The organism is Cellulomonas soli (genome assembly GCF_013409305.1).
GTDB lineage: Bacteria > Actinomycetota > Actinomycetes > Actinomycetales > Cellulomonadaceae > Cellulomonas > Cellulomonas soli.
The window spans coordinates 90,991-104,047 of sequence record NZ_JACBZJ010000001.1 but is presented as its reverse complement, the minus strand read 5'-3'; the positions used below and the strand labels follow the sequence as shown (position 1 = coordinate 104,047).

At 73.4% G+C, this 13,057-nt stretch carries 14 protein-coding genes, 3 tRNA genes and 1 pseudogene; 11 read left to right on the top strand and 7 right to left on the bottom strand.

The features are described from left to right. Positions 1-6: 6 nt before the first annotated feature. The 3 genes and pseudogenes from rph to BKA22_RS00485 all read left to right on the top strand — a co-directional run bounded on the left by rph (position 7) and on the right by BKA22_RS00485 (position 3,089). Complete coding sequence (rph, locus tag BKA22_RS00495) at positions 7-798, top strand: ribonuclease PH (RefSeq protein ID WP_146952131.1); 792 nt, start codon at positions 7-9, stop codon at positions 796-798. Then, a complete protein-coding gene (rdgB, locus tag BKA22_RS00490) occupies positions 795-1,415 on the top strand; it encodes an RdgB/HAM1 family non-canonical purine NTP pyrophosphatase (protein WP_146952132.1) in 621 nt (206 codons plus the stop codon). The genes rph and rdgB overlap by 4 nt, the downstream gene beginning before the upstream one ends. Positions 1,416-1,458: 43 nt before the next feature. Then, positions 1,459-3,089: pseudogene (locus BKA22_RS00485) on the top strand (ABC-F family ATP-binding cassette domain-containing protein). Positions 3,090-3,131: 42 nt separating this feature from the next. Here BKA22_RS00485 and BKA22_RS00480 read toward each other — a convergent pair. Further along, positions 3,132-3,686, bottom strand: a complete 555-nt coding sequence (locus BKA22_RS00480) for an NUDIX hydrolase family protein (protein WP_146952133.1) — start codon at positions 3,684-3,686, stop codon at positions 3,132-3,134. A 112-nt stretch (positions 3,687-3,798) separates the two neighbouring features. Here BKA22_RS00480 and trxA point away from each other — a divergent pair, with 112 nt between their 5' ends. Then, entirely contained in the window at positions 3,799-4,167 is a 369-nt protein-coding gene (gene trxA / locus BKA22_RS00475; protein ID WP_146952134.1) for a thioredoxin, read from the top strand. Between the two features lie 57 nt (positions 4,168-4,224). Here the strand turns inward: trxA and BKA22_RS00470 are convergent. Both BKA22_RS00470 and BKA22_RS00465 read right to left on the bottom strand, forming a co-directional pair. After that, positions 4,225-4,307, bottom strand: a tRNA-Leu gene (locus BKA22_RS00470). A 131-nt stretch (positions 4,308-4,438) separates the two neighbouring features. Further along, positions 4,439-4,906 (bottom strand): peroxiredoxin, encoded by a 468-nt coding sequence (locus tag BKA22_RS00465; protein WP_146952135.1) that lies wholly within the window; start codon positions 4,904-4,906, stop codon positions 4,439-4,441. A gap of 141 nt (positions 4,907-5,047) precedes the next feature. Between BKA22_RS00465 and BKA22_RS00460 the strand changes: the two genes are divergently transcribed. The 3 genes from BKA22_RS00460 to BKA22_RS00450 all read left to right on the top strand — a co-directional run bounded on the left by BKA22_RS00460 (position 5,048) and on the right by BKA22_RS00450 (position 5,845). Next, positions 5,048-5,344, top strand: coding sequence for a GroES family chaperonin (locus BKA22_RS00460; protein WP_146952400.1), 297 nt, complete (start codon positions 5,048-5,050; stop codon positions 5,342-5,344). Between the two features lie 146 nt (positions 5,345-5,490). Then, on the top strand, positions 5,491-5,703 hold the full coding sequence (locus BKA22_RS00455) for a hypothetical protein (RefSeq protein ID WP_146952136.1): 213 nt from the start codon (positions 5,491-5,493) through the stop codon (positions 5,701-5,703). 66 nt (positions 5,704-5,769) lie between these two features. Continuing rightward, positions 5,770-5,845: transfer RNA gene (locus tag BKA22_RS00450), tRNA-Lys, on the top strand. Between the two features lie 121 nt (positions 5,846-5,966). On the opposite strand, the gene BKA22_RS00445 is transcribed toward BKA22_RS00450, so the two are convergent. After that, a complete protein-coding gene (locus BKA22_RS00445) occupies positions 5,967-7,628 on the bottom strand; it encodes a GGDEF domain-containing protein (protein WP_146952137.1) in 1,662 nt (553 codons plus the stop codon). 161 nt (positions 7,629-7,789) lie between these two features. Here BKA22_RS00445 and BKA22_RS00440 point away from each other — a divergent pair, with 161 nt between their 5' ends. The 3 genes from BKA22_RS00440 (at position 7,790) to BKA22_RS00430 (ending at position 10,202) form a co-directional block, all read left to right on the top strand. Then, entirely contained in the window at positions 7,790-8,716 is a 927-nt protein-coding gene (locus BKA22_RS00440; protein ID WP_146952138.1) for an ATP-grasp domain-containing protein, read from the top strand. A 68-nt stretch (positions 8,717-8,784) separates the two neighbouring features. Continuing rightward, positions 8,785-8,857: transfer RNA gene (locus tag BKA22_RS00435), tRNA-His, on the top strand. Positions 8,858-9,023: 166 nt separating this feature from the next. Then, positions 9,024-10,202 carry an RtcB family protein gene (locus BKA22_RS00430; RefSeq protein WP_146952139.1) on the top strand — a complete coding sequence of 393 codons (1,179 nt, stop codon included), beginning with the start codon at positions 9,024-9,026 and terminating at the stop codon, positions 10,200-10,202. 102 nt (positions 10,203-10,304) lie between these two features. Here BKA22_RS00430 and orn read toward each other — a convergent pair whose 3' ends face one another. The 3 genes from orn to BKA22_RS00415 form a co-directional block, all read right to left on the bottom strand. Next, positions 10,305-10,970, bottom strand: coding sequence for an oligoribonuclease (gene orn / locus BKA22_RS00425; RefSeq protein WP_146952140.1), 666 nt, complete (start codon positions 10,968-10,970; stop codon positions 10,305-10,307). Positions 10,971-11,017: 47 nt separating this feature from the next. Further along, positions 11,018-11,194 (bottom strand): hypothetical protein, encoded by a 177-nt coding sequence (locus BKA22_RS00420; protein ID WP_179561571.1) that lies wholly within the window; start codon positions 11,192-11,194, stop codon positions 11,018-11,020. Positions 11,195-11,474: 280 nt separating this feature from the next. Then, positions 11,475-11,666, bottom strand: coding sequence for a hypothetical protein (locus BKA22_RS00415; RefSeq protein ID WP_146952141.1), 192 nt, complete (start codon positions 11,664-11,666; stop codon positions 11,475-11,477). A gap of 349 nt (positions 11,667-12,015) precedes the next feature. Here BKA22_RS00415 and BKA22_RS00410 point away from each other — a divergent pair, with 349 nt between their 5' ends. Further along, positions 12,016-13,020, top strand: coding sequence for an RNA polymerase sigma factor (locus BKA22_RS00410; RefSeq protein WP_179561863.1), 1,005 nt, complete (start codon positions 12,016-12,018; stop codon positions 13,018-13,020). Positions 13,021-13,057: the final 37 nt, after the last annotated feature.

The window sequence follows — 13,057 nt, the reverse complement described above, 5'->3', positions numbered from 1 at the left end:
GTCGTCATGACCTCCCACACCTCGACCACCTCGGCGCGCCCGGACGGACGTCGGCCCGACGAGCTGCGGCCCGTCACGATCACCCGCGGATTCCTCGAGGCGGGCGAGGGCAGCGTCCTCGTCGAGTTCGGCGGCACCAAGGTGCTCTGCGTCGCCTCGTTCACCGAGGGTGTCCCGCGCTGGCGCAAGGGCTCGGGCGAGGGCTGGGTCACCGCCGAGTACTCGATGCTGCCGCGCGCCACGTCGACCCGCTCGGACCGTGAGTCCGTGCGCGGCAAGATCGGCGGCCGCACCCACGAGATCTCCCGACTGATCGGTCGCTCGCTGCGCGCGGTCGTCGACGTCGCCGCCCTGGGCGAGAACACGATCGTGCTCGACTGCGACGTGCTGCAGGCCGACGGGGGCACCCGCACCGCCTCGATCACGGGCGCGTACGTCGCGCTCGCGGACGCGGTCGCCTGGGCGAAGGCCAAGGGCATCGTCCGGCCCGGGCGCACGGTGCTCAAGGACTCGGTGTCGGCGATCAGCGTCGGCGTCGTCGGTGGCGTCCCCGTGCTCGACCTGCCCTACGTCGAGGACGTCAAGGCCGACACGGACATGAACGTCGTGGTCACCGGTTCGGGCACGTTCGTCGAGGTGCAGGGCACGGCCGAGCACGCGCCGTTCGACCGCGCCGAGCTCGACGCGCTGCTGGACCTCGCGGTGGCCGGCACGGCCGAGCTCGCGCTGCTGCAGGCCGCTGCGCTCGCGGCGCCCGCAGCCGACGGCTCGGCCACGCGTGCCGGGGTCTCGGCGTGAGCGCAGCTCCCCGGCTCGTCCTGGCGACGCACAACGCGCACAAGATCGCCGAGCTGCGGGCGATCCTGGTCCCCGCGCTGCCGGGCCTGCTGCCCGAGCAGGTCGTCGGTGCGCGAGACCTGGGCGCCCCCGAGCCCGTCGAGGACGGGCTGACCTTCGTCGAGAACGCGCTGCTCAAGGCCCGGGCGCTCGCCGCGGCCACCGGGCTGCCCGCCGTGGCGGACGACTCGGGCCTGAGCGTCGATGTCCTCGGTGGTGCACCCGGCATCTTCTCCGCCCGCTGGTCGGGTCGGCACGGCGACGACGCCGCGAACCTCGCGCTCCTGCTGGCCCAGCTCTCCGACATCCGCGACCCGCACCGCGGCGCCCGCTTCGTGTGCGCCGCGGCGCTCGTGACCCCGGACGGGTTCGAGCACGTCGAGACCGGCGAGCTGGTCGGCACGCTGGCCACCGAGCCGCGCGGCACGCACGGCTTCGGCTACGACCCCGTGCTGGTCCCGGCGGGCGAGCGGCGGACCTGCGCCGAGCTGACGTCCCACGAGAAGCACGCGATCAGCCACCGGGGGCAGGCCTTCCGGGCGCTGACGCCGGTGGTCGTCCGCGTGCTGCACGGGTGAGCACGGGGTGAGCGCCGAGGCCGCACCGGTCGCCGACGCCTCCGTGCAGCTCGTGGCCGAGGCCGTGACATTCGGGTACCCGGGCCGTCCGGTCCTCGACCGGCTGGACCTGACGGTGTCCGCAGGCGAGCGGGTCGGGCTCGTCGGGGAGAACGGTGCCGGCAAGACGACCCTGCTGCGCGTGCTCGCGGGCGACCTCGCCCCGCTGTCCGGCGAGGTGCGCCGCACGGGCTCGCTGGCCGTGGTCGAGCAGGAGCTCGACGTGACCCCGGGGGACACCGTCGGTGCGCTGGTCGACGCGACGCTCACGGGCGTGCGGACCGTCGCGGCCGAGCTCGAGTCGACCATCGCCGCGTTCGACCACGAGGCGGGCGACCTCGCGCACCTGGCGGGGGTGCTCGCCCGCTACGAGCAGCTGGCGGCGTGGGACGTGGACCGGCGGGCCGACGAGGCGCTGACCCGGTTCGGCGCGCCCCGGGACCGGGACCGTCTGTTGGAGACCCTGAGCGTCGGAGAGCGGTACCGGGTGCGGCTGGCCTGCCGGGTCGCCGAGCGTGCCGACGTGCTTCTGCTCGACGAGCCGACCAACCACCTGGACGTCGCGGGGATCGACTACCTGACGGCGCAGCTGCGCGCCTGGGCCGGTGCGGTCGTCATCGTCACGCACGACCGCCGCCTGCTCGACGACGTGATGACCGCGATCCTGGACCTCGACCCGTCGATGGACGGCCGTCCTGCGCTGTACGGGTCGTCCCGGTACGTGGCCTACCGGTACGCCCGCGACCAGATGCTGCGCCGCTGGCGGGTCCGGTACCGGCAGGAGCGCAAGCGTGCCGAGCAGCTCGCCCAGCGTCTGGACGCCTCCTACGAGGGGCTGTCCGACGAGTGGCGCCCGCCGAAGGGCTCGGACAAGAACCGCCGGGCGACCCGCGCGCGGATCCACGTGAAGGCCGCCGACCGGCTCGTGCAGCGACTCGAGGCGCAGGCCGTCGAGGTGCCGGTGCCGCCGCTCGCGCTGCGCTTCCCTGACCTGCCCTCGCTCCCTCCCGAGCCGCGCCCGGGCCCGCTCCTGGAGCTGCGGGCCCCGCTGGTCACGGGTGCCGGGCGCGTCCGGCTCGACCTGCCCGGTCGGCGCATCGAGGTGCCCCCGTGCGGTCGGCTGCTGGTGACCGGGCCGAACGGCTCGGGCAAGTCGACGCTGCTCGCCGCGCTGGCCGGCACCGTGCGGCTCGAGCGCGGCACGCGTACCTCGACGCCCGGTGTGCGCGTGGGCGTCCTCGGCCAGGAGGGCGCCAGCGAGCACGCGACCTCGGCGGACGACACCACGACCGCGTTCGACGCCTACGCCCGGCACGCGTTGCGGCTGCTGCACGGCGGTGCGCTCGACCCGGCCCAGCTCGTCCCGGTGGCCGCCCTCGGCCTGCTCACCGAGGACGACCTCGACCGGCCGTTGCGTGAGCTGTCGGTGGGGCAGCGACGGCGCTTCGACCTGGCGTGCGCGCTGCTCGCGGCCCCGCACGTGCTGCTGCTCGACGAGCCCACCAACCACCTGTCGGTCGGTCTGGTGGACGAGCTCACGCAGGCGCTGCGGGCGACCTCGGCGCGGTCGTCGTCGCCACGCACGACCGTGCGATGCGGGCCGACCTGGCGGACTGGCCCGAGCTCAGCCTCTGACGGCGGCCTGAGCGGCCGCTGACGGGCCGTCGGCGCGTCCGGTCACGGCAGCCGGCCGACCCAGCCCATCGCCTGGCGCAGCAGCAGCCCCTGGCCGCCGTTCATCTCGACCTGGACCTGCTCGGCGCACGCCTCCTCGGGAGTCAGCCACGCCAGGTCGATCGCGTCGTGCTGCGGGCGGCAGTCCCCGGAGACGGGCACGACGTAGGCCAGCGACACCGCGTGCTGGCGAGGGTCGTGGTACGGCGTGACGCCCGGGGTGGGGAAGTACTCGGCCACCGTGAACGGCTGGGGTGAGGACGGGATCTGCGGCAGGGCGACCGGGCCGAGGTCCTTCTCGATGTGGCGCAGCAGCGCGTCCCGGATCCGCTCGTGGTACATGACCCGCCCGGACACGAGCGCGCGGGACATCACGCCCTCCGGGGTCACCCGCAGCAGCAGCCCGACCTCGACCACGTCGCCGGAGTCGTCGACCCGGACCGGGATCGCGTCCACGTAGAGGATCGGCAGCTGGGTGCGGGCGGCGGCGATCTGCGCGGGGCTGAGCCACCCGGCGGGGCGCTCGGGGTCGGGCGGGAAGTCGGCGGTCTCGGTCACCGTGCAGTTCTACCCCGACCGACCGGTCGGGGCCCACACGGCTCGCGGCGGGGAATACCGCGCGGGCGCCGGACGCTGCACGCACCGGACCACGAACACGCTAGGAGAGACCATGGCCACCACGGAGCTGACCGCGCAGACCCTCGGGTCGACCATCACCGACAACGACATCGTCCTCGTCGACTTCTGGGCGGAGTGGTGCGGGCCGTGCAAGCGGTTCGGGCCGATCTTCGAGCAGTCGTCCGAGGTGAACCCGGGCGTGGTGCATGCCAAGGTCGACACCGAGGCGGAGCAGGAGCTCGCGGCCGAGCTGCAGATCACGTCGATCCCGACCCTGATGGCGTTCCGCGAGGGCATCCTCGTGTTCCGTCAGCCGGGTGCCCTGCCCGCGCCGGCGCTCGCGCAGGTCGTCGAGGCGGTCAAGGGGCTCGACATGGACGAGGTCCGGGCGAAGATCGCCGAGCAGGCCGCGCAGTCCTGATCGGCCCGGCGGGCGGGTCCCTGCCCGCTCAGCGCGGCAGCAGCCGTGGGGGAGACGTGCGGGAGACGGGATTCGAACCCGCACGCCCTCTCGGGCACCAGGACCTAAACCTGGCGTGGCTGCCGTTTCACCACTCCCGCGTCGCCGTCGCCGGCGGGTGCGTGACGTCGCCGGTCGGGCGCTGGAAGTCTGCCACGCGCCCGGCCGTTGGCGTCCTGCCCGCGCGTCGGGCTCGGTCGTCCGGCTCAGTTGTCCGGCTCGGTTGTCGGGCTCAGCCGACGCCGAGCTCGCGCCGTAGCCGTGCCACGTGCCCGGTGGCGCGCACGTTGTACTGGGCGTGCGTCACCAGGCCCGCCTCGTCCACGACGACGGTCGAGCGCACGACCCCGGTGACGGTCTTGCCGTAGAGGGTCTTCTCACCCCAGGCGCCCCACGCCTCGAGCGTCGAGCGGTCGAGGTCGGAGACGAGCGGGAACGTCAGGCCCTCGGTGTCGGCGAACGCGGCGAGGGCACCGACGGGGTCGGGCGAGACGCCGACGACCGCGTAGCCGGCGGACTGCAGCGAGGCGAGCGAGTCGCGGAAGTCGCAGGCCTCCTTGGTGCACCCCGGGGTCGAGGCGGCCGGGTAGAAGTACACGATCACGCGCCGTCCGCGCAGGTCGGACAGCGTGAGGCTGCCACCGTCCGCGGTCGGCAGCGTGAAGTCGGGCGCGGCGTCGCCGACGGCGAGACGGGGCACGGGTGCTCCTGGGGTCTGAGGCGTGGTGGGGGTGGCCTGCGGACGTCCAGCCTACGTGCCGACCGGGGTAGCGTCGGGGCCGTGAACAGCCCTGGCGCGAACCGCTCGACCGGCCTCCCGGGGGCAGGACTGCCCATCCGGATGCTCAACGACCGTCTGCTGGTCGCGCTCGACGGGGAGTCCGCCGAGCGTCGCTCAACCGCGGGGATCGTCATCCCGGCGACCGCCGTGGTCGGCAAGCGGCTGGCCTGGGCGGCCGTGGTGGCCGTGGGGCAGCACGTGCGCCAGGTCGAGGTGGGCGACAAGGTGCTGTTCGACCCGGAGGAGCGCGCCGAGGTGGAGCTCGAGGGCTCGACGTACCTGCTGCTGCGGGAGAAGGACGTGCACGCGGTGGCGGAGCCGCGTGGGGTCGGCGAGGGCACGGGTCTCTACCTCTGACCCTGCGGCCGACCGGGTGGCTCGGGGGCTCATCTGAGTGATTTCTCATCCGCGAGGGGCTCCCAGGCCTTGCACACCTCCTGGCGTGATGCTCCGATGAAGGACCGCGGCACCACGGCCCGCGGGCCCACCGAGGAGGACGCCGCGTGAGCGAGCCCACACCCGACGACACGCAGTCGATCAAGGACCTGCTCGCCGAGCACGTCCCCCTCGCGCTGCTGGTCGACCTGCTGGGTGCCGAACGGCGCACGTCCTCCGAGATCCTGGCGGAGGAGGGGCTGCCCGAGGACGCCTGGTGGGAGGACTCGACCGACGACGGAAGCGGCGCAGAGGCAGGCCCCGGGAACGTCGAGAGGTGACGGGCGTCACGTCGTGGCCCGCCAGTTGGATTCTTCGGCCAGGAGGCTGCTAACGTTCTCAATCGCGCGCCATTAGCTCAATTGGCAGAGCAGCTGACTCTTAATCAGCGGGTTCGGGGTTCGAGTCCCTGATGGCGCACCAGCAAGGCCCCTGATCTGCGGAGACGCGGATCAGGGGCCTTTGTCGTCCGTACCCGCAGACTACGGTCGAGCGACCCCCGGCCGCCCGCAGGTCGACCTCGGCCGGGCGAGCTCGGCCGACGTCAGCCGACGGTCGCAGGTGACGCGGCGGTCGACAGCCGGACCTGGTTGCGGCCCGACTCCTTCGCCCCGTACAGCGCGGCGTCGGCCCGTGCGAGCGTCACGTCGACGCCCTCCTCGGGCACCCAGCCGGACACCCCGATGCTGATCGTCACCTGCGAGCCGGACATCGGTCCGTCCCAGGTGAGCGCGGCGACGCGCGCGCGCAGCCTGTCGCAGACCTCGGCAGCCCGGGGCCCGTCGAGCCCGTCGAGCACGAGGGCGAACTCCTCGCCCCCGTAGCGGGCCGCGAGGTCGCCGTTGCGCAGGCCGTCGCGCAGCGTGTGGGCCATCCGCTGTAGCACGGCGTCGCCGGTCTGGTGCGACCACGTGTCGTTGACCCGCTTGAAGTGGTCCACGTCGACGAGGGCGACCGTGAACACCGCGCGCTCCTGCACGCGCCGAGTCAGCTCCCGGTCGAGCGCACGACGGTTGGCGAGCCCGGTCAGGGGGTCGTGCGACGCCTCGTGCACGAGGCGGGCGTTGTGCTCCTCGAGCGCCTCGGACCGTCGGCGCTCGGCCTCGGCGACGCGCTCGGCCCGTTCCAGCTCCATGCGCGAGCCCAGCAGGACGGCTCGTCGCTGCGCCATGGCGTCGCCGGTGCGGACCGTCAGCTCGTGCAGCTCGTGCAGGGCGTCCAGGGCCGCGGCGAGCTCCCCGCGGGCCTCGTCGGCATCGACGAGCACCTGGAGCAGCCCGGCCCGCTCGGCGGGACGACGCAGCTCGTCGCACAGGACCAGCCCGGCGGTGGCCTCCTTGGCCGCCTCCGCGTACCGGCCGCTGCGGACCAGCCAGCCCGCGCGGATCCGGTGCAGCGCGAGACGCTGCATGGCGGAGGGGAAGCGGTCCAGCATGTCCTCGGCGGTGTCGAGCACCGCTCCGGCGGCCGGCAGGTCGTCAGCCAGCACGTGCGCCGCCACGACCGTGAACCGGGCGTCGATGGCGGTCCTGCTCAGACCGGACGCGTCCGCCTCCTGCACCGCCTCCAGCGCCAGCGCGAGGGCGCGCCGGGCGGCCGCACGGGCGCCGCGGGGGTTCTCCTCGGCGAGCCGGCTGCTGGTCTCGACGAACGTGCGTGCCAGGTGGGCGTGCGCGATCGACGCACGATCGGGGTCGCCGGCCTGCAGCCACAACCGGTGGGCCTGCGTGAGCACACCCGCGGCCTGCGGCGCGAAGTGCGGCATCGCGGTGTAGACCGTGCCCAGGGTCGTCAGGACGTCTGCGGTGCCGGCGACGTCGTCGGCCTCGCGTCGCAGCTCGACGGCCCGCGTCAGCAGGTCGACGGCGTCCTCGATGTTGCCGAGGTCGTGGTGGACGAGCCCCTGGCGGGCCAGCGCGCGCGACTCCCAGACGAGCTCGCTGGAGTCCCGTGCGAGGTGTTCGGTCCGGGCGGCGGCGGTCAGGGCGTCCGAGTCCTGCCCGAGGGCGTGGTGCGCGACGGCCGCGTAGTAGCTCAGCTGCATCTCGGCCTCGACGGCACCCTCGGCGCGGGCCTGGTGCACGGCGTCGGTCGCGCGCCGCACGCACTGGGACGCGTCGGAGTCCGCCAGGAACGCGAGCTCGTCGACCAGGGCGTCCCAGTCCGTCGGCCCGATCCGCTCGGCCTGCCCGTCGTCGGTCCTCATCGCGCCGTCGTCCGCTCCTTGCCTCCGCCGGGGGACAACCCACCCGGCCTCGTCCGGCACATCGGGTGTCGCGAGGGTCCGCTGAGGGGTCGCACCAGGTGAGAAACGGGTCGGCAGGGGGTGGAACCCCCCGGGGTGACACCGCCCGATACGCTCAGCGGGTGACGAACCCGACCGCCCGCCTCGCCCTGGCGACCTGCGCCGCCCTCCCGGACCTCGACAGCGACGACGCACCGCTGCGCGAGGCCCTGCGCAGCCGCGGCGTCGAGGCCGACGTGGTCGTCTGGGACGACCCGACCGTCGACTGGTCGACGTACGCCCACGTCGTGATCCGCTCGACCTGGGACTACACCGACCGGCCCGTGCAGTTCGCCGACTGGACGCGTCGCGTCGAGCGCACCAGCCAGCTGCACAACCCCGCGGACGTCGTCACCTGGAACATCGACAAGACCTACCTGCGCGACCTCGAGCGCATCGGCGTGCCGATCGTGCCGACGATCTGGCTGGACCCCGAGCGGAACTTCGACTCCCGGGCGATCCACACCCGGTTCCCGGCCTTCGGCGACTTCGTCATCAAGCCGACGGTCAGTGCCGGTTCGCGCGACACGGGCCGGTACGCCGCGGACGAGACGCCTTCGCGCTCGCTGGCCATCACGCACGCCAAGAACCTGCTCGGGGTCGGTCGGCGCGTCATGCTGCAGCGTTACCTGCGCCAGGTCGACACGGTCGGCGAGACCGCGCTGGTCTACGTCGACGGCGTCTTCAGCCACTCCGTGCGCAAGGGTGCGCTGCTCGACGGCCCGTTCCGCGCGGGCGAGACCGAGGGCGTCCTGTACCGCCGGGAGGTCATGGAGCCCCGCGAGGCGACCGAGGCAGAGCGGACGGTGGCCGACGGCGTCGTCGCGGCGCTCCCGCAGGTGCTGCCGCAGCTCGACGGACCGCTGCTCTACACGCGCATCGACCTCATCCCGGACGACGAGGGCAACCCGGTCCTGCTCGAGCTCGAGCTGACCGAGCCGTCGCTGTTCTTCCAGCACGGACCGGGCTCGGCCGAGCGCTTCGCGGACGCGGTGGCAGCCCGGTTCTGAGCCGGTGCTGACCACGGTCGGCGACCCGGTACACTTTTCGTCGTCCCTGGCGCACGCGCCAGGTCGTGGTGGCTATAGCTCAGGTGGTAGAGCACCTGGTTGTGGTCCAGGGGGTCGCGGGTTCAAGTCCCGTTAGCCACCCGTGAGCACGAAGGGCGTCGACCTCGCGGTCGGCGCCCTTCGTCGTTCCTCTCGTCGCCGTGCCGGCCGGCCCGTCAAACCAGTGGCCCACCGCCTCCTCGCCGTGGTCGACTCGGGCCCCCGCGGACGACCCGTGGGAGAACCGGAAGACCAGGAGGAACCAGGAATGACCCGCGAGCACCTGACCAGGACGCTCATCAGCTGGGCGTCGATCCTCGAGCCGAGCACGCGTGAGCAGGCCGTCAGGACCGCCTCGATGCCGTTCGTCTACCCGCACGTCGCACTCATGCCGGACGCGCACCTGGGCAAGGGGGCGACCGTCGGATCGGTGATCCCCACGCTCGGCGCGATCATCCCGGCCGCGGTCGGCGTCGACATCGGCTGCGGCATGATCGCCGTGCGCACGCAGTGGACCGAGCAGGAGCTGCGGGCGGCCGGTCCGCTCGCCCCGCTGCGCGTGGCCATCGAGCGAGCGGTGCCGCTGTCGGCCGGGCACCACAACCAGCGGGTCACGGCGTCCGCGGAGGCACGCGTCACCGCCCTGGAGGCGAAGGCCGCCGAGGCCGGGTTCGACCCCGGCTCCTACGCCGGGAACTGGCGCCTCCAGCTGGGGTCGCTCGGGTCCGGCAACCACTTCATCGAGGTGTCGGTGGACGAGGGCGGCGGCGTGTGGCTGTTCCTGCACTCGGGGTCGCGCGGTGTCGGCAACAAGATCGCCCAGCACCACATCAAGGTCGCCGCCGAGCTGTGCCGGCGCTGGTGGATCGACCTGCCCGACCCGGACCTGGCGTACCTGGTCGAGGGGACCGAGGAGTTCTGGGCCTACGTCCGCCAGCTGCGGTGGGCGCAGGACTTCGCGCTGCTCAACCGTGAGGAGATGATGGACCGCGTGGTCGCGGCGGTCGGCGCGCACATGGGGGCACCGGTCGTCGAGGCCGAGCGGGTCAACTGCCACCACAACTTCACCGAGCAGGAGGAGCACTTCGGCAAGCGGGTGTGGGTGTCCCGCAAGGGGGCCATCCGGGCCGCTGCCGGGGACCCCGGACTGGTGCCGGGCTCCATGGGGACCGCGTCCTACGTCGTGACCGGCAAGGGCGACCGGCTCTCGCTGAGCTCCTCGCCGCACGGCGCGGGTCGCCACCACTCCCGGTCCGCGGCACGGCGGCTCTTCACGCACGAGCAGCTGCGTGCGGCGATGGTCGGCATCGAGTACCGCGACACGGACGCGTTCCTCGACGAGATCCCGCAGGCGTACAAGGACATCGACGTCGTCATGGAGGACGCGAAGGACCTGGTGGAGATCCGGCACACGCTGCGGCAGGTGGTCAACGTCAAGGGCGACTGATCGCCGTCGGCATGCCGGGGGACGAGCGAAGGGCGCCGACCGCGTGGTCGGCGCCCTTCGGCGTGCTGGGGTCGGACGGCATCCGTGCGCCGCCGCGGTGGGTCAGGGCTGCAGGCGCGTGCCCTTGACCGAGGTCGCCACGACCTGGGCCGCGACGGCCTTCGCCGCGGCACTGTCCGGCCCCGGCTGCGCGGGCATGAGGGCCGCGCGGTAGTAGCGCAGCTCGTCGATGCTCTCGAGGATGTCGGCCAGCGCGCGGTGCCCGCCGTTCTTGGCCGGAGAGGCGAAGTACACCCGCGGGTACCAGCGGCGGGCGAGCTCCTTGATCGAGGAGACGTCGACGACCCGGTAGTGCAGGTGCCCCACGAGCTCGGGCATGTCCCGCTCGAGGAAGGCCTTGTCGGTGCCGACCGAGTTGCCGGCCAGCGGCGCCTTGGACGGCTCGGGGACCCAGGTGCGGATGTACTCCAGGACCGTGGCCTGGGCCTGGGCGAGGGTCGTGCCGCCCGCAAGGTCCTCGAGCAGGCCGGAGGTCGTGTGCATGGTGCGCACGAAGTCGTTCATCTGCACCAGCGCCTCGGCGGGCGGGGCGATGACGACGTCGACGCCGTCACCGAGCACCCGCAGCTCGGAGTCCGTGACGACGGCGGCGACCTCGACGAGGGCGTCGGCGCCCAGGTCGAGACCGGTCATCTCGCAGTCGATCCAGACGATGCGGTCGTTCGACTCGTGCCCGTTGGTGGTCCCGGGTGCAGGCGTGCTGGTCACGCGGCCAGCCTACGGCGCCCGAGGGGTGCACGGGCGACAGGGGTGGCTCAGCGGCGCCGGTCGTCCCGTTCGCGGGAGGACCCCGGAGGAGGGCCGGGGACGGTCGAGGCGATCCACGCGGCGACCGGCACGAGGACGAAGGCGCAGGCTCCGGCGATCAGGCACGTCCTCGGCGCGATCCCCGCCCAGCGCAGCACCAGCACCGCGGCGGCCCCGGCGGCCACGGCCTGCACCAGCCGTTCGACCCAGGTCGAGAAACGTGAGCCTCGGCCCGGGGGCGTGGCGGTCCGACCTCGGCCGCGGTCCTGAGGGCGGCCCCTGCCGCGCCTGCTCATGCCGTCGTACCCGCCCGCGGCCGGGCGCCCCTGCCGCGCGGCGTCGGCGGCGGGCTGACCTGGGCGGGCATGGGGTCATCGTTCCACGCGAGGCCGTGCGCGGGGGCGGGTCACGGCAGCGGGAACGCGTGCGGCGGTCCCCCCGGGCCGGGGAGACCGCCGTCGCAGGTCACCGCGCGACCAGGGCGGTCGGTGCGGTGCTGAGCAGGATCGAGGCCCACGTGCGCGACGGGGGTCGCCTCGAGGCGTCGGACGGCTGTCTGGCCGCCCGCCCGCGCGTGTTGGCGCGCTCGATCGCGGCCTCGGCGAGGCGGCGCTCGTGGTCCTGGCGGATCAGGTCGAAGGTGAGGGTGGGGTGCACGGGGGTCTCCTGGGCGTGAGCGACCGGACCCCTCGAGGGGGTCTGGACGATGCGGTTGCGGTGAGACCACGACACCACGGCGACCCCGCCCCGGGCACGTCATTTTCTCCGTGACGGGAGGCTCGCCGCCCCGGTGACGGCGGGGCGGCGGCCGGTAGAATTGACGGCGCACAGCGGCCCGGTCCTCATCGACCGGGGTCTGCGTCCGAGCCCCGCGGGGGTCGGCATCCTCTGGTTCGTCGCGGCCGCACGGCCTCGCGGCAGGCGCGTGCAGCACCCCGGGCGCCACCGCCCGGGAGCCTGGGCGAGAGGACGCACCATGACCGTGACAGCGACCGTGACGCACACCATGACACCGCCGCACCCCGAGGTCGCGACCGTCGACGAGGAGTTCACGCTCTCGGCCGGGGACGACGACGCCCCCGCCCCTCGCGTCGAGGCGGCCGGCGCGACCGCCGACCCCGTGAAGGACTACCTGCGCGCCATCGGCAGGATCGCGCTGCTGACGGCTGAGCAGGAGGTGGACATCGCCCAGCGGATCGAGGTCGGCCTGTTCGCCGAGCACCTGCTGGCGACGCCGGGGTCCGTGACCGACGCGACCCGGCGCGAGCTGGACGTCCTCGTCGCCGACGGGCGTCGTGCCAAGTCGCACCTCGTGGAGGCGAACCTGCGGCTGGTCGTCTCCATCGCCAAGCGGTACACCGGGCGCGGCATGCTCTTCCTCGACCTCATCCAGGAGGGCAACGCGGGCCTGATCCGGGCGGTCGAGAAGTTCGACCACACGAAGGGCTTCAAGTTCTCGACGTACGCGACGTGGTGGATCCGCCAGGCGGTCACCCGCGGCATGGCCGACCAGGCGCGCACGATCCGGGTCCCGGTGCACATGGTCGAGGTGATCAACAAGCTCGCCCGCGTCGAGCGGCACGTCTACCAGACGCTCGGCCGCGAGGCCACGACGGACGAGCTCGCCCTCGAGCTCGGGATCGATCCCGCCAAGGTGCTCGAGGTGCAGCGCCACCGACGCGAACCGGTCTCGCTGCACGTGACGCTCGGTGAAGACGGCGACGGCGAGCTCGGCGACCTGCTCGAGGACTCCGAGGCGGTCATGCCGTTGGAGGCCGTGAGCTTCGTCCTGCTGCGCGAGCAGCTCGGCGCCGTGCTCGACACGCTCTCCGAACGGGAGGCCGGTGTCGTCACCCTGCGCTTCGGGCTCACCGACGGGCAGCCCCGGACGCTCGACGAGATCGGCCACGTGTACGGCGTGACGCGTGAGCGCATCCGGCAGATCGAGGCCAAGACCATGGCCAAGCTGCGCCACCCGGCGCGCTCGCAGGCGCTGCGCGACTACCTGTGAGCGGGCCGCGGTGACGTCTGGGACGTCGTGGGTACGC

Coding starts and splice junctions, on each gene's coding strand:
- rph (WP_146952131.1), top strand. CDS start 7: ATGACCTCCCACACCTCGACCACCTCGGCGCGCCCGGACGGACGTCGG.
- trxA (WP_146952134.1), top strand. CDS start 3,799: ATGGCCACCACGGAGCTGACCGCGCAGACCCTCGGGTCGACCATCACC.
- BKA22_RS00460 (WP_146952400.1), top strand. CDS start 5,048: ATGCTCAACGACCGTCTGCTGGTCGCGCTCGACGGGGAGTCCGCCGAG.
- BKA22_RS00445 (WP_146952137.1), bottom strand. CDS start 7,628: ATGAGGACCGACGACGGGCAGGCCGAGCGGATCGGGCCGACGGACTGG.
- BKA22_RS00430 (WP_146952139.1), top strand. CDS start 9,024: ATGACCCGCGAGCACCTGACCAGGACGCTCATCAGCTGGGCGTCGATC.
- BKA22_RS00410 (WP_179561863.1), top strand. CDS start 12,016: ATGACACCGCCGCACCCCGAGGTCGCGACCGTCGACGAGGAGTTCACG.